This window comes from Stenotrophomonas sp., assembly GCF_050737575.1.
Classification (GTDB): Bacteria; Pseudomonadota; Gammaproteobacteria; order Xanthomonadales; family Xanthomonadaceae; genus Stenotrophomonas.
Genome location: NZ_JBOHXW010000003.1, coordinates 430,275 through 445,309, shown reverse-complemented (window position 1 = coordinate 445,309; position 15,035 = coordinate 430,275). Strand labels below are relative to the sequence as shown.

Genomic DNA, 15,035 nt, shown 5'->3' with positions numbered 1-15,035 from the left:
TTCAGCCCAAATCACCCCAAAAAAGCATTACACCACTCCGAACCTCCGCCCCCCCCCTACCAAGTCATTACACAGCCCAACTCCCACCTGGAGTACGGTAAATCGCAGGCCCGGCGTCTCGATTGCTCCAGCCAGGCGTGCACGTTCCCGCTTCCCGCCAGGAGACTTCGTCCATATGAGCACCGCCACCACCACCTCGGCACAGCCGGAACGCGCCGCACTGCGCCGTTCCATCTCCAACACGCTGAAGGGCTCGGCCGGCAATCTGGTCGAGTGGTACGACGTCTACGTCTACTCGGTGTTCGCGCTCTACTTTGAATCTCAGTTCTTCTCGGCCGCTGACAAAAACTCCACGATGTACGTGTGGGCGATCTTCGCCGCCACCTTCCTGATGCGTCCGATCGGTGCGTGGTACTTCGGCCGCTTCGCCGACCGTTTCGGCCGGCGGCGTGCATTGACGGTATCGGTGTCGGTGATGGCCGGTTGCTCGTTCCTGATCGCCATCACACCCACCGCCTCGCAGATCGGCATCTGGGCGGCGATCATCCTGTTGATCGCGCGCCTGCTGCAGGGTTTCGCCACCGGCGGCGAATACGGCACCAGCGCCACCTACATGTCCGAAGCGGCCATTCCCGGGCGACGCGGCTTCCTGTCGTCCTTCCACTACGTCACCTTGGTGGGCGGCCACGTGCTGGCGCAGCTGACGCTGCTGGCCATGCTCAGCGTCTGGGACAAGCCCGAGATCTCCGCCTGGGGCTGGCGCATTGCCTTCGGCATCGGCGGCATTGCCGCGCTGGTGGTGTTCTGGCTGCGTCGGAGCATGGACGAATCGCTGCAGGCAGCCTCGATCGAGGCCGCAAAGGAAGGCCGCGCCCAAGCCTCCGGTTCGATGTACGAACTGTTCGTCCACCAATGGCGTCCGCTGCTGTTGTGCTTCCTGATCACCGCAGGCGGCACGGTCGCGTTCTACACGTATTCGGTCAACGGGCCGAAGATGATCCAGAGCGCGTTCGCCGGTGATGACGTGATGACTGGCACGCTGATCAACCTCGGCGTGTTGACCTTCCTGATGGTGCTGCAACCCATTGGCGGCTGGCTGTCGGACATCGTCGGCCGCAAAAGCCTGCTGGTGTTCTTCGGCATCGGCGGCGTGCTCTACAGCTGGTACATGATCACCGCACTGCCCAAACAACACGATGCACTGATGGCCTTCGTGATCCTGGCCGTCGGCTTCATCATCCTCACCGGCTACACCTCGATCAACGCCGTGGTGAAAGCCGAACTGTTCCCCACGCACGTGCGCGCATTGGGCGTCGGCTTTGGGTATGCAATGGCCAACTCATTGTTTGGCGGCACCGCGCCGTTGCTGTATCAAGCCGCATTGAAGACCGACCACGTCAACAGCTTCGCGCTGTACGTCACCGCAGTGATTGCCGTGTCGCTGGTGGTCTACGTGTTCTTCCTGAAGAACAAGGGACCGAACTGGCTGGATGGCACGCGCACATAAGCGCGTAGGCGATGCTCATCACTCCAAACGTCATGCGCGCACTGCGTAGGCTGGGATGCAGCACAGCGTGATCCCAGCATCTTCATCATCGCCGCGCAGCCCGCTGACCAAGCAAACGCAATCTTCGTAGCCCGGGCAAGCCACGCGCACCCGGGCTACGGTGCTGGGATTTTCATCCCAGCCTACGGCGCTTCCGTTCAGCGCCGTGCGGTATCACTCGCTTCACGCGCCGCTTCAAACTCCGCGCCCTTGTCCCACGTCGGCCAGGCGCGGCTGTTGGCCAATTCCAGGCCCAGGTCGTAGACCAGCAAGGTGTCGGCAGCCAGACCGCGGCCATCCCACTGCGGCGACCATGCATCGCAGGCCTGGTGGTAGCACTTGGCGAAGTAGGCATCGCGCAGCGCGCGACCGGCGGCCACGCCACCATCCAGCTTGTCCAAACCGGCACCGACGGTGATCGCCGGCACGCCCTTGCGGGCGAAGGCGAAGTGATCGGCGCGGTAGAAGAAACCGGCTTCAAGATTCGGGTCCGGCGACCAATGACGGCCGCGCGCCTTGGCCACGCGGTCCACGTCGTTTTCCAGCGACACGCGGCCCTTGCCCCAGGTCGCGATGTCAGCGGTTTCGCCGTCCGGGCTGAACATCTCGATGTTCAACACGGCAGCGGTGGTTTCCAGCGGCGCCAGCGGATGCGCGGCGTAGTAACTGGCGCCGAGCAAGCCCTTTTCCTCGGCGGTCAGCGCCAGGAAGTACAGGCTGCGCTGCGGGCGCGGACCTGCGGCGAACACGCGTCCCAGTTCCAGCACCGATGCCACGCCGGTGGCGTTGTCGATGGCGCCGTGACGCACGGTCTGGCCACTGGCATCAGCCTGGCCGATACCGAAGGCATCCCAGTGCGCGGAGAAAATCACCGATTCCTGCGGATGCGTCGCACCTTCCAGCTTGGCGACCACATTGCGGCTCACCACGCGCTCACGCGCGACCTTGAAGCTGGCCGACAAACGCGCGTCGCCCAAGTCCAGCGGACGGAAATCGGCCTGCATGGCCTTGCGTTTTTCGGTCTCGAAATCCAGCCCGGCGGCGCTGAAAATGCGCTCGGCCAAGGTCCGCTGCATCCAGCCGCGCACCGGCGTGTGTGCCGCCAATGCTTCTTCGCGGGTGCGTTCGATATCAAACAACGGCGACGTGCCGGACGCCTTTACCGTCGCCCACGGATACGCCGCTGGCGCGGTCTCGTGCACGATCAACACACCCGCGGCACCGCGTCGTGCGGCTTCCTCGAACTTGTAGGTCCAGCGGCCGTAGTAGGTCACGGCCTTGCCGTCGAACGCACCCGCTGCATCGGCTTCAAAGTCTGCATCGTTGATCAGCACCACGGCGATCTTGCCGGCCAGATCCACGCCCTTGTAATCGTCCCAATGGCGCTCTGGTGCGGAGATGCCGTAACCGATGAACACCAGCGGCACGTTCTTCTGATCGACCACACCCAGCGGGCTCAGGCTCTGCAGGGTGATGTCCTCGCCATTGCGCAGCGGCTGCGACTTTCCGCCCAGCGACAGACTGGCAGTTACCGGCCCATTCACCGTGGCGCGCACCAACGGCACTTCCTGCACCCAACTGCCGTCCTTGCCACCGGGCTGCAGGCCAGCCTTGCGGAACTCTTCGATCAGGTAATCGACGGTGCGCTGCTCGCCGTTGCTTGCCGGCGCACGGCCTTCAAATTCATCCGAGGCCAGGATGCGCACATGCCGCGACAACGCTTCCGGGTCGATGCCGCCGCCGGGCAGATCATTGGCCGCATTGGCAATGCCGCCGACAAACAGGCAGGACGAAAGCAACAGGATGCGCATCGGGTTCACGGCAGATACCAACAAGCAGGCAGAGCTGTGGATTCTACGGAGGAACAACCGAAAAGAGGGAGGGACATGCGCAACGGATGTCGACTGCGGCCTTTTGTGCGCGAGCAATCAGAACCGCCACGGCCCCCCTCCCCCGCCCTGCCCTTCGCTATGCGAAAGGGAGGGGGTGTTCTGCGGCCGATCAGACAACCGCGCCACGGCTGCTACCCCCTCCCTTTCGCGCAGTGAAGGGGAGGGGTAACGCTCCTGCTCCTGCAACAACAAGCCCCACCAAAATCCCAACCCCATCGCCACAGAAAAGCAAAAACCAAAAAACTCAACGCGCATCCCGATCCAGCCAACACGCCAATCCCTGCGCATTGAGCTCGATATCCATCGCCAGCACGCGCAGCACGTCGTCATCGGCCAGCGTGCGGTCATGCGTGCGCGTGCGCGCACGCGCCACATACAACGCGCTCAGTGCATCGACCAAGGCGCGATGCCGCTCCGGCAGCGCCGCGCATTGACGGGCGATGTCCACCATCGCGTCGATCTGTTCGTGCAGGTCGCCGGCCAAACGTGCGGTGTCTTCGACGCGGCCGTAATGGGTGAGGTACATCGCCTGCGGGTTGCGCGCCATCAACCGGTGGATGGATGCGTGCAAGGCGTCGGGCTCGAACTGCACCGGCGAGGAGGTGGGAATGATGAAGGCGCCCGCGTCGCCATCCAGCTCGCGATACGACAGCCCGAACGTGTCGCCGGTGAACCAGCTGCCGCTGACTTCATCCCACACACAGAAGTGATGACGGGCATGCCCGGGTGTGTCGATGCACAGCAGCTCGCGCCCAGCCAGTGATACGCGATGCCCGTCTTCGGCCACCACCACGCGTTCAGCCGGCACCGGCACGATCTGGCCGTAGCTGCGGGCGATTTCTGCTTCGCCGTATACGGCGGTTGCGCCGGCAATCAAGCGCGTCGGGTCGATCATGTGCGGCGCGCCGCGCGGGTGTACCACCAGCTTGGCGTTGGGCAGGTGCTGCATCAACGCACCGGCGCCGCCCGCGTGGTCGAGATGCACGTGGGTGACGATCAACCAATCAATATCCGCCGGTTGCAGGCCCGCTTGCTGCACGCAGGCCAGCAGGTTGGGCAGCGAATGACTGGTGCCGCAATCGACGAAGGCACCGCGCCCATCCTGCACGATGAGATAGGCCGCATCGAAGTGGTCACGCTGGAATGCGGTGTCGATGGTGTGGATGCCATGTGCAACGGTCATCGGCGCAGCTCCCTGATGGACAGCCTTCGATCCTGACAGCCGCCCCGCGCCGCTCACATTGAACCTTGGTCGCAGGCGTGTCGTGTCAGCGTTGCAGCACGCGCGGACGCAGCAGCAGGGCCAGCACCATCACCGCCAGGAAGCCGCCGTAGGCGTACAGCACCGCCATGATCTGCTTCCACAGACCGTCGGCCACTTCGGCCGCGCCGACGCGGTAACCCCAGTGCATCAGGCCGGCGCTGACCAACAAGGCCAGCACCAGCATGCTCACGTCAAACAGCGTGCGGGCGCGGTGCCGTGGCTGGCGTGGAAACCACCAGTACAACGCGCCCATCACGCCAAACCACGGCAGAAACAACAACAACGACAACCAGGCCATCGACGTGCTCCTTCCAGGTGACGGGTCAATCCTTGGCAGCGGCCTCGCGCAGTGCCTGCAATGCCGCCAGCACCGGCTCCACTTCGCCTTCGATCTTGAACAGCTCGCTCTGCAGCTGATCGCCCTGCTCGGCCTGCTTGATCACGGCGATCAGCTGGCCGGCATCGCGCGGCGAATCAAAGCCTTCGCTCTGGATCAGCAGTTCGCCTTCGCCATCGAGCAGCTTGAAGTAGAAGCGGCCGTCCTTTTCGCGGTACTGCTTGAACAGCGGCAATGCCGCCTTGGCAACCACTTCGGCCTTCGGCGCATCGCCAGCGGCAGACAGGTCACGCAGGCCCACGGCATGACGCAGCTCCTTGAGCAGCGGAATGGCGAACTGCTCACGCAGCTGCTGGCCACGCTTGCGCAGGATCGCTTCAATCTTCTCCGGCTCGGCCATCAGCGCGTTGTAGCGCTCGCGCAGCGGCGACAGTTCGCCATCAATGCGCTCGAACAACTGCTGCTTGGCATCGCCCCAGCTGATGCCGTCGGCAAATGCCTTGGCGAAAGCGGCCGTCTGTTCCGGCGTGGCAAACGCCTGGTACATCTGGAACAGCGCCGAGCCCTCGGTGTCCTTCGGCTCGCCGGGCATGCGCGAGTCGGTGAGGATGGAGAACACCAGCTTCTTCAGCTCCTCGCGCGGGACGAACAGCGGAATGGTGTTGTGGTAACTCTTGCTCATCTTGCGGCCGTCCAGGCCGGCCAGCGTGGCCACCTGTTCGTCGATGATCACTTCCGGCAACGCAAAGTAGTCCTTGCCGTACACGTGATTGAAGCGCTGCGCGAAATCGCGCGCCATCTCGATGTGCTGGATCTGGTCACGACCGACCGGCACCTTGTTGGCGTTGAAGATCAGGATATCCGCCGCCATCAGCACCGGGTACATGAACAGGCCCGCGCTGACACCGGCATCGTCGTCCAGCTGCTCTTCGCGGTTCTTGTCCACCGCCGCCTTGTAGGCATGGGCGCGATTGAGGATGCCCTTGCTGGCCACCGCCGTCAGGAACCACATCAGCTCGGTGGTTTCCGGAATATCGCTCTGCCGGTAGAACCACACCTTGTCCGGGTCCAGGCCGCAGGCCAGCCAGCTGGCCGCGATCTCCAGGGTCGAACGCTGGGTGCGCTCAGGCTCCTGTGACTTAATCAGGCTGTGCAGGTCGGCCAGGAAGAAGAAGCTCTCGATCTCCGAGGCACGGCTGGCAGCAATGGCCGGGCGGATGGCGCCGACGTAATTGCCCAGATGGGGGGTGCCGGAGGGGGTGATGCCAGTAAGGACGCGGGTAGTCATGGACGTTGTGTGACGGACGGATTAACGGGGCCAGTGTAACCGCCATGCGCCAACCCCGCTTTGCCCGCCCGGCCGTTCAATCCCTCGTCCCCCACGCAGGAGCCTGCCATGTACCGCATTTCCGCCAGTGTCTTATTGGTGCTCGCCCTGTGCGGGTTCCGCCCCGTGCCGCTACCCATGCAGGGCCCGGTGGCGCTGTCGATCATCGACCGCGATGCCGGTGAAGACCTCGACCAGTACCCGCATCGCGGCCAGCGTTGGGTGGTCGGCACGCCCGGCCATCGCTACAGCGTGCGTATGGAAAACCGCACCGGCGAGCGTGTGCTGGTGGTGCTGTCGGTGGACGGCGTCAACGCCATCACCGGCCAGACCGCCTCGCCCGAGCAGTCCGGCTACGTGCTGGAGCCGTGGCAGAGCAGCGAGATCACCGGTTGGCGCAAATCCAATGCCGAAGTCGCGCAGTTCGTGTTCACCGACCACGGCGACAGTTACGCCAGCCGCACCGGGCGCCCGGCCAATGTCGGGGTGATCGGCGCAGCGGTGTTCAACGAGCTGCGTCGTCCGCTGTATGACGTGCGGCCACGACCGATGCCGGCGCCCTACCCGATGCCGCGTGCAGCGGCACCGCAGGCCGAATCCAGCGCCAGCAACCGCAGCGCCGATGCGGAGGTCGCGTCGGCCTACGGCAAGGCAGAAAGCCGCCAGCGCCTGGGCACCGGCCACGGCGAGCGTGAGTGGTCGCAGTCCTCGACCACCCGCTTTGAGCGCGCCAGCCGCACCCCGGCACAGATCACCGAGCTGCGGTACGACACACGTTCGCGATTGATGGCGTTGGGCGTGATCCCGCGCATCCGTCCGGAAAACAACCGGCCGCCGCAAGCATTCCCCGGTGGTTTCGTTCCCGACCCGCCGCGCGGCCGCTGACACGTACAAAGACAATGGGCCGCATCGCTGCGGCCCATTGCTCATATGACTGCATCACGCAGGATCAGTGGAAATCCGGATAGTCCTTGTGCAGCGTTTTCTGGAAATCGCGCACCTCGGTTTCAGCACGATCCTTGGCCCAGCCATAGCGCTCCTGCAAGCGCCCGGACAGATACTCGGCATTGCCTTCGGCAACCTTGAAATCGTCATCGGTCAGGTCGCCCCACTTGGCCTGCGCCTTGCCCTTCAACTGGGACCACTTGCCGGAAATGATGTCTTTGTTCATCCGTGTTCTCCTTTCGGGAAGTGCGGTGGATCCGCGTGGGGCCAGCATGCGTTCGACGGTGTTGCAGCAAGGTCCAGATTCCGTTGGATGGCACTGACGATCTTGAACACACTTTCAGTTTCACCACTTGAACGCCCGGTCAGCAGCAACGAAAAAGGCCGGCAATGCCGGCCTTTTTCTTGATCCCGCCGTGAGTGCGTCACTTCTTGGCGGCGCCCTCCACTTTCTCACCCGCCTTCTGCACATCCTTGCCGGCACCGGCAATGGTGTTGCAGCCTACCAACACGGCAATCGAGAACAGCGACAGCAGCATCAAGGAAACCAAACGCTTCATGTTTTTCTCCTGTGGTGTTTCACGAGTAACGCGGTCCCGGCGGAGCCGCGGTGATCATCAGCACTTGCCGTCACTACAATCTTTAGCCTTGTCTTCAACCTTTTCACCGACCTTCTGCACGTCTTTGCCTGCGCCGGCCATCGTGTTGCAGCCACTGAGCATTCCCACCGAGAACATGCCCAGCAGGGCCAACATCAGTATTCGCTTCATCAGGCGTCTCCCTTGCATCGCTTGGCAACCGCAGGCCCCGGAGAAACCGAAACCTGCGTGCCGCGTGTGAAGACGAATCTGGCGACTGGGGCGTGCAGCGCGCGTGAATGTCGGCCGCTGCCGTTCAGCGAAGTGGCCGCCGCGTCAATCGCGCATCAAGGTGGATTTGCCGAACAGGCTCTCCACCAGGTCCACCGCCAGCTCAGCGGTGCGGTTCTGGTGATCCAGCAGCGGGTTCAGCTCAACGATGTCCAGCGAGCCCATCAAGCCGGTGTCGGCAATCATCTCCATCACCAACTGCGCCTCGCGGTAATTCACCCCGCCCGGCACCGTGGTGCCGACGCCAGGCGCGATGCTCGGGTCAAGGAAATCCACGTCAAAGCTCACGTGCAGATGCGTGTTGGCATCAATGCCTTCCAGCGCCGCTTCCATCGTGCGCTTCATGCCGGCTTCGTCGATGTGGCGCATGTCGTAGACATCCACCTCGTGGTGCTTGATCAGCCGCTTCTCTTCCGGATCCACCGATCGGATGCCGATCTGGTGCACCTGCGTGGGCGAAATTGCCGGGGCATCGCCGCCAAGCCGCGTCAGCACATCCGGGCCCAGCCCGCACAGACAGGCCACCGGCATGCCGTGGATATTGCCCGACGGGGTGACATCGGAAGTATTGAAGTCCGAGTGCGCATCCAGCCACAACACGCGCAGCTGCTTGCCCTGCTCGCGGCACCAACGCGCCACGGCGGTGATCGAGCCAATGCCCAGGCAATGGTCGCCACCGAGCATGATCGGCATGCGGCCATCGCTCAGCTCGGCGTAGGTGGCCTCCATCAGCGCATGGTTCCACGCCACCACCTCATCCAGATGACGATAGCCGTGCACCGGCCCGGTCCACGGATTGCGCGGCCCCACCAGATTGCCGATGTCGCGCACATCCACGCCACGCGCGACCAATGCCTCCGGCAAACCGGCCACGCGCAACGCCTCCGGGCCCAGGCTGGCACCCCGATGCCCCGCGCCCACGTCAGTGGGCACCCCAATCAATGAAACAGGACGAAAGCCAGCCATATCCCCTCCGTTGCAAATGAAAGCAGTTTAGCCAGCGATGCTGTATCCGCCTTGCGGCGGTGCAGCAGTGGTGGGTGGCTGAACAGGCAGGGGAAAAGTAGATAACCCGCATCGGTGGGTGGCAGTGAAGCGCTTCACCGCCATCGCCACGGACTACCTCAGAACGATGGATCAATAACCGGCAGCAAGCCCAGGTCGCTCATGTCCATCTCGATCTGATTGGCGCGTTTGATGTGTTCCTTGTTGGCTAGATCAAACGGCTCATCCACCGCCACGATGATCGTCCCGTCTTTGGCGGGAATGATCCGAGCGGCCAAGGGCAATTGCTCCATCGTGACCACTTGGGGAACGTAGGCCATCCAGCCAAGACACTGGCGGTGCGGGAAGGTGGCGAAGCTGGAACGGTATGACGTTTTGTCACCGGGTTCTTCGGGATCTGGATCGTTGTCCCAGACATTGATGAAGGCGTACTCGACCGCCATCACGGTGGGCAGGGCTGACAACAACGCAACGAGTAGTGACGAATCCGTCGGCCGGTAGACCGATATCTGCAACACGCCATGCACCGGAATGTAGTGCAGTTCAAGTTGATCTGGCTTGCGCTTCCCCGTCCGAGCCGTGTCGAGAAATACGGAAAACATCTGGGGCTCCGAAGAAGCCATTCCCAGAGACAGCATCTCGATCATCCGCGCGCGCTCACTGAATGGAAAGGGCTTATCAGTGGCCACAATCACTCCACCGAACCACCCCTCCATCGAGGGAACCATCTCGGGTGCCGTCTTATGCAGTGCGGCCAACAATCTTTGGACGCAATCGTATCCATCTGCAGCTGATGCGATGGGCTTCTTTTCAAGTGTCGCTATGAGCTTTGCGCTGATCATGCTTGTATCGGCAGAAGTGGAGTGAAGTGCGTACTGATTGGCGGTTGAATCATGTCCCTAACTGCGAGATAGGTTTCCCGCTCCATGAAATGCCACTCGACCCTAGCTTGAGGTAGCGCTGGAGCAACAACCGCTGCCTGACTCAGGGCCTCCCTCACCATTTCAGGAAACACCACCCGAGACTGAAAGCCCCGCTTGGGTTCGCCATCCTCATCCAGAAACTGCGCATACCGTCCCTTCGCATCCACCACCGTGCATTCACTGCGCCAAAAACCATCAAACCAGACGCCGTTGTACAACCACTCGGTGATGTTGAGCTGCTCGGGATTGGGCTGCGCTTCGCCCTTGAGCGCGCTCCAAGCGCGGCCGGCAATGGACAGATCGAAGTTGGTCACGGGCAAACCAGTGTCTTTGTCGCAGTACGAAAAGTGCTCCGGGCCGGCCTTCAGATTGGCAATGTATAGCTGATAGTCGTAATTGATCTTGGTCTGTGCACGAATTGCGCGCCTCGGCTTTGAGGGCAACAGAACCCCGGTCTGCAACTTGCATTGATTGCATTGGGTGTCGTCCTTGGTGGTGGAGCAATCCCCCTCTGTCGCGACATCCTGTGGAATGACGGCCACACCGGGACGAACACGCACCTTTGGAAACACGCGCTTCAGCACGTGGCCGATACCGCGTATTCCGATTGGAATTGCTGCTCCCATCTCAATCACTCCAGCGTGTTTGGGCCAGCAGAACCGTCAGCAGATCTTCTGCAGCCAGACTTGGATTCGCCGCTGCCTTGATTCTCAGTTGTACGGCCGGCTCGTTACGCAAGGCGCCGTTGGAGATGACATCCAGCTCCACCCAGCGCACCAAGGTGGGAATGCGGGTGATGTGCAGCTCGTAGGTAGCGAAGTCGTACGAGCTACGCACCGCCTCAAGCAACTGCGCATCATTCATTCCCGCCACGTCCTGCGGGATATCGCGGCGAAATTCGTTCGCAAGGCGAAGCGTGAATCCATCTGGCTCGGGGAGGCGCAACAAGGCCTCCTGCTGCGCGGTCAGTTCAATCGGCATGTCGGCTATACCTTCCTACTTTCGTTGACCACTCCTGGAAGGGCGCGAGTAGGTCAGCGAACTGCTGCACGGTGAGTATCCATTCCAGCCGCTTCATGACGCGTGGATCATAGAAGCGGAGCACGGCAGGTTTTCCGTCGGAAAGCCGCATATCCAGGAGACCCTGCAGGTGTGCAAACACTGCATCGAATGATTGCTCCGTGATCAGCTGCGTGACACACGGAATGCGGGCACCGGTCCCCTCAAGCGCGTTCAACCAGCCGTGAAGTGAGTTACCACTGTCCAACTGCACCAGCCACGGCCCCACATCGGCATGCGCCTGCTCCGGCTGCCCGTCGAACAACGAGCGATGCGGCATGTCATGCGCGTGGAAGCGAAGCGTCTGAGCGGCACCAACACGCACGCCGCAATCAACGATGAGATATCGGTTCATCATCAGCGCCCCAGAAACGCAGTGCCCTTCTGCGCAGCAGCCAGAAGGCAGGCTTCGCAGATTTCACTGACGGGCTCGTTAACGGTCACAGATAGTTCGGCGACGGAACTAGCTGACGGGCTTGCCGCACCCGCACCTGCAACCGCACCGCTGTCGATAAAGACCAACCGCTGCTTCCCGGAGAGCAACGTACATCCGCAAGCCAGGCTGTCGCCATGTCGTGCGACTGGCTGCCCATCAATCACCAGTGTGTGATCGCCGCTGACGATCGGGAATATTCCCTTGTGCTTTGGACAGGTGGCCTTGTCACCCATGCGGGCAACGGGCTTGCCATCAATGTCGGTTTCCATCGTTCCGGTGATGACGCTGCCACCACCCGTCGTACGGTCGCCCACCACAATCAACATGCGCATCGTCAAATCCCTGACACAGCGCAAAGCACCCTACCGACGCGCTTATGCGTCAGCAAGGCAGAACAAGCATCCTGCATGGATTGGCTTGCATTGAGATGCAGCGCTCAGCCAGACGTTGCTCGATGGAGCCAAAGCCCTGAGCCGACGGCCATGCCGGAAACTGCATTTGCAACGCAGCAGCGAGAGCGTGCTGGATGCAACAACGGGCCTATCAAACCTCGATCAGCTACCGAAGAATCAGCAGCCGCAGTTGCCGATGAACAACGACGCCACATGCATCCCGCACATTCGCAAAACACCCACATGAATTTGGAAATCGCACGCACAAAAAAACCCGCCAATCCGGCGGGTTGATTGCGGCGCCATGCACGTGATGGAACGTCATGGAGCCGAAGAATGGTGCCGCTTATCCGAATCGAACGGATGACCTACTGTTTACAAGACAGTTGCTCTACCAACTGAGCTAAAGCGGCGTGGGTGGTGCGGGCGAAACTCTGGGTTCGCCGGCATCGGGCCGGGACGCGGCGCGCGATGCGGGCGCCATTCTAGCGCAGACGCGCGCAGTTCAGGGAGTGTTGCTGCGCGGCGCTGGCACGCTGCTTCAGCGTGGCTGGGACGGCGGTGCTGGCGACGTCCAGCCACCAGCTGGCCGGGGTCTCGGCGCCGTTGGGCACCAGCTTGGCCGGGAAGCCGGCGGCCACCAGCGTCGACAGCCGCCGCTCGGCGCCTTCGCGGTTGCGGTACTGGCCCAGCGCCACGGCATGGGCATCCTCGCCCTGCGCGACGACGAAATAATCGCTGAAGCCGGCATCGACGATGCGCTTGGCCGTGGCCTGTGCTTCTTCGCGCGAAGCCGCCGGCGGAATCATTACCCGATAGCCGCTGGCGGCTTTGCCCGGCACTTCACGCAGGTGCTGGCGGCGCACGTCACTGCCTAATGCGGCGAGCGCGGTGCGGGCAGCGGCTTGGTCGGCGAACGGCCCCAGGCTGCTGCAGTGTTCGGGGGCGGGCGGCGCGGGTTCCGCGACGGCAGCCAGCGGCGGCTCCGGTTTGGTTTCCGGCGGCGCAACCTCGGCAACGTTCTCTTTACCGGTTTCCACCGCGACCAGTGGCGGCTCGGATGGCGCGATCGGGGTGGCTGCGGCAACGGCGGGAGCAGGCGTACCCGGCGGCGGCGACTTCAGCAGTTCCAACGTGGCCACGCCCGGCTCGGCACGGGAGGCCGCAGCCGGTTCGGGCGGGCGGGACGTCATCCACCACAGCGCGACGCCAACATTGAGGACGGCAAGAATGACAATCAGGAAACGGGTCAGCATGGCGTGATCCTACCGTTCCGCGATGGGGTGATGCACCGCCCAGCGTGCCAGACCATCCAGCACCAGCGTCGGCCGGTGTTCGGCCTCCGGCAGCAATGGCAACAGTGGCGCCGCGCCGCCGCCATGCACCAGCAAGGCAGGCACGGTACCGAGCAGCTCGCCCGCCTGGCGCAGGCTGCGTTCGACCAACGCGACCGCGGCCCCATCGCAGCCGGACGCCAATGCGTCAGCGGTATCGCTGGCGAACTCAGCATAGTCGCCACCGGTTGCTGGCAACTGCACCGCACGCGCGTGCAGCGCTTCGCGCATCACCGTCGGCGATGCACCGATGCGGCCGCCGCGATGCAAGCCGTCCGCATCCAGCAAGTCGATGGTCAGTGCCGTTCCAACACCGACGACCAGTACCGGCTTGCCCAATTGCACCGCCGCCAGCAGGCCCAGAAAACGGTCCACGCCGAAGCGCTCCGGGTGCGCATACGCCACGGTCACGCCTGCGCATTGCGGCAACGTGCGCGCCATCCTTACCTGCGCGAAACGCTGTCCCAGCACGCGCAGCACCTCTTCGGTCAACGCCGCCGAAGCAACGCTGGCGACCCATGCGGTATCGCCTTGCGGCAAGGCGTCCAACGCGCTGGCGGTCATGCTCTCGGCGCCGTGCGCCCAGGCCTGCACGCTGCCAGCAGCCGTGCCGTGCAACGGCGCGAATTTGAAGCGCGAATTTCCGAGGTCAAACAACCAATCGCTCATGTCGCCCTCACGCTGACTTCGCCGGCATGGAAACAGGTTTCGCGTTCACCGATGCGCACTTTCAGCGCACCGTCTTCGGCCAGCCCGCAGGCAACCCCTTCATGCATCACGCCCCCTTCTTCCACACGCACCGTGCGGCCGTGCAGTACATCCATCGCCGCGTAGCGCGGCAGGAACGGCGCAAGGCCGTGCTGTTCAAACTGTTCCAGTGCCGGCAGCAGCGCTGACAGCAAGGCCGTGACCACCGCATTGCGTGACACCTGGCGGCCCGCCAGTGAATCCAGATCGGTCCACGGCTGGGTGATGTCCGCTGCCGCCACCGACGGCATACGCACGTTCAAGCCCAGGCCGATCACCACCCGCGCCGGCCCGGCGAACTCACCGCCGCCTTCCACCAACAACCCGCCGAGTTTGCGCCCTTCAATGACCACGTCATTGGGCCACTTCAGACCAACGCCCTGAAAGCCCTGCGCGTGCAACGCCTCGACCACCGCCACGCCCATGGCCAGGCTCAGCCCGCCCATCCGCGACAGGCCGCCGGCGAACGCGCGCGACAGTGACATATAAATATGCGCGGCCAGCGGCGAAGCCCAATGCCGGCCGCGACGACCACGGCCACCGGTCTGGCGTTCGGCCAACAAAACCTCAACGCCGCGCAAAGGCGCGCTGCGCTGCAACAATTCGGTGTTGGTGGAGGCCATTGACCAGCCGATCTCCAGATCCGCCAGCAGCGGCTGCACGTCGGCAGTCAGGGCCGCACGGATGAGCGCGGGGGCCAGCAATTCCAGCGGCTGCGCCAACCGGTAACCGTCGCCGGCGCGGCCTTCAATTTCCACGCCAGCGGCACGCAGGCCCTGAATACGCTTCCATACTGCGGCTCGGGTCAAGCCCAGCTCACGCGCCAAGGCATCGCCGGACAACGCACCGGCGCCCAGCTTGGCCAGCAATTGGCGGTCATCCACAGGCAGCTTCCTCACAACAGATCACGAAATTATGCGGCATGCCTTTCGGGGCGCCCAGCCGGCGATCCAATTCGG

Annotated in this window: 18 protein-coding genes and 1 tRNA gene; 2 read left to right on the top strand and 17 right to left on the bottom strand. The window is 63.2% G+C overall.

Annotated features, from left to right (window positions below):
- Positions 1-175 precede the first annotated feature (175 nt).
- Positions 176-1,507: an MFS transporter gene (locus tag ACREP4_RS08140; RefSeq protein ID WP_431595669.1), complete on the top strand. Its 1,332-nt coding sequence runs from the start codon at positions 176-178 to the stop codon at positions 1,505-1,507.
- Positions 1,508-1,704: 197 nt separating this feature from the next.
- On the opposite strand, the gene ACREP4_RS08135 is transcribed toward ACREP4_RS08140, so the two are convergent.
- The 4 genes from ACREP4_RS08135 to ACREP4_RS08120 form a co-directional block, all read right to left on the bottom strand.
- Positions 1,705-3,357 (bottom strand): M28 family metallopeptidase, encoded by a 1,653-nt coding sequence (locus ACREP4_RS08135; protein ID WP_431595762.1) that lies wholly within the window; start codon positions 3,355-3,357, stop codon positions 1,705-1,707.
- Between the two features lie 325 nt (positions 3,358-3,682).
- Positions 3,683-4,621, bottom strand: coding sequence for an MBL fold metallo-hydrolase (locus tag ACREP4_RS08130; protein WP_431595668.1), 939 nt, complete (start codon positions 4,619-4,621; stop codon positions 3,683-3,685).
- Positions 4,622-4,706: 85 nt separating this feature from the next.
- Positions 4,707-5,000 (bottom strand): hypothetical protein, encoded by a 294-nt coding sequence (locus ACREP4_RS08125; RefSeq protein WP_431595667.1) that lies wholly within the window; start codon positions 4,998-5,000, stop codon positions 4,707-4,709.
- 25 nt (positions 5,001-5,025) lie between these two features.
- Positions 5,026-6,327, bottom strand: coding sequence for a tryptophan--tRNA ligase (locus ACREP4_RS08120; RefSeq protein ID WP_431595666.1), 1,302 nt, complete (start codon positions 6,325-6,327; stop codon positions 5,026-5,028).
- Positions 6,328-6,435: 108 nt separating this feature from the next.
- Between ACREP4_RS08120 and ACREP4_RS08115 the strand changes: the two genes are divergently transcribed.
- Positions 6,436-7,251, top strand: coding sequence for a hypothetical protein (locus ACREP4_RS08115; RefSeq protein ID WP_431595665.1), 816 nt, complete (start codon positions 6,436-6,438; stop codon positions 7,249-7,251).
- A 64-nt stretch (positions 7,252-7,315) separates the two neighbouring features.
- On the opposite strand, the gene ACREP4_RS08110 is transcribed toward ACREP4_RS08115, so the two are convergent.
- From ACREP4_RS08110 to birA, 13 genes are all read right to left on the bottom strand, one after another.
- Positions 7,316-7,537, bottom strand: a complete 222-nt coding sequence (locus ACREP4_RS08110; RefSeq protein WP_057632092.1) for a CsbD family protein — start codon at positions 7,535-7,537, stop codon at positions 7,316-7,318.
- Between the two features lie 199 nt (positions 7,538-7,736).
- Entirely contained in the window at positions 7,737-7,871 is a 135-nt protein-coding gene (locus ACREP4_RS08105) for an entericidin A/B family lipoprotein (protein ID WP_431595664.1), read from the bottom strand.
- A 57-nt stretch (positions 7,872-7,928) separates the two neighbouring features.
- On the bottom strand, positions 7,929-8,081 hold the full coding sequence (locus ACREP4_RS08100) for an entericidin A/B family lipoprotein (RefSeq protein ID WP_431595663.1): 153 nt from the start codon (positions 8,079-8,081) through the stop codon (positions 7,929-7,931).
- A gap of 144 nt (positions 8,082-8,225) precedes the next feature.
- Complete coding sequence (gene rocF, locus ACREP4_RS08095) at positions 8,226-9,146, bottom strand: arginase (RefSeq protein WP_431595662.1); 921 nt, start codon at positions 9,144-9,146, stop codon at positions 8,226-8,228.
- A gap of 158 nt (positions 9,147-9,304) precedes the next feature.
- A complete protein-coding gene (locus ACREP4_RS08090) occupies positions 9,305-10,027 on the bottom strand; it encodes a hypothetical protein (protein WP_431595661.1) in 723 nt (240 codons plus the stop codon).
- The gene (locus tag ACREP4_RS08085) at positions 10,024-10,734 is read right to left on the bottom strand and encodes a Tox-REase-5 domain-containing protein (RefSeq protein ID WP_431595660.1); all 711 of its coding nucleotides are present in this window, start codon (positions 10,732-10,734) and stop codon (positions 10,024-10,026) included. The genes ACREP4_RS08090 and ACREP4_RS08085 overlap by 4 nt, the downstream gene beginning before the upstream one ends.
- A gap of 1 nt (position 10,735) precedes the next feature.
- Entirely contained in the window at positions 10,736-11,089 is a 354-nt protein-coding gene (locus ACREP4_RS08080; RefSeq protein WP_431595659.1) for a hypothetical protein, read from the bottom strand.
- Complete coding sequence (locus ACREP4_RS08075; RefSeq protein ID WP_431595658.1) at positions 11,079-11,525, bottom strand: DUF4123 domain-containing protein; 447 nt, start codon at positions 11,523-11,525, stop codon at positions 11,079-11,081. Before ACREP4_RS08075 ends, ACREP4_RS08080 begins: the two co-directional genes overlap by 11 nt.
- Positions 11,525-11,935, bottom strand: a complete 411-nt coding sequence (locus tag ACREP4_RS08070; RefSeq protein WP_431595657.1) for a PAAR domain-containing protein — start codon at positions 11,933-11,935, stop codon at positions 11,525-11,527. Before ACREP4_RS08070 ends, ACREP4_RS08075 begins: the two co-directional genes overlap by 1 nt.
- Positions 11,936-12,332: 397 nt before the next feature.
- Positions 12,333-12,408: transfer RNA gene (locus ACREP4_RS08065), tRNA-Thr, on the bottom strand.
- Positions 12,409-12,480: 72 nt separating this feature from the next.
- Positions 12,481-13,251, bottom strand: coding sequence for an SPOR domain-containing protein (locus ACREP4_RS08060; protein ID WP_431595656.1), 771 nt, complete (start codon positions 13,249-13,251; stop codon positions 12,481-12,483).
- A gap of 9 nt (positions 13,252-13,260) precedes the next feature.
- Positions 13,261-13,998 carry a type III pantothenate kinase gene (locus ACREP4_RS08055; RefSeq protein WP_431595655.1) on the bottom strand — a complete coding sequence of 246 codons (738 nt, stop codon included), beginning with the start codon at positions 13,996-13,998 and terminating at the stop codon, positions 13,261-13,263.
- Complete coding sequence (gene birA, locus ACREP4_RS08050; RefSeq protein WP_431595654.1) at positions 13,995-14,960, bottom strand: bifunctional biotin--[acetyl-CoA-carboxylase] ligase/biotin operon repressor BirA; 966 nt, start codon at positions 14,958-14,960, stop codon at positions 13,995-13,997. The genes ACREP4_RS08055 and birA overlap by 4 nt, the downstream gene beginning before the upstream one ends.
- Positions 14,961-15,035 lie beyond the last annotated feature (75 nt).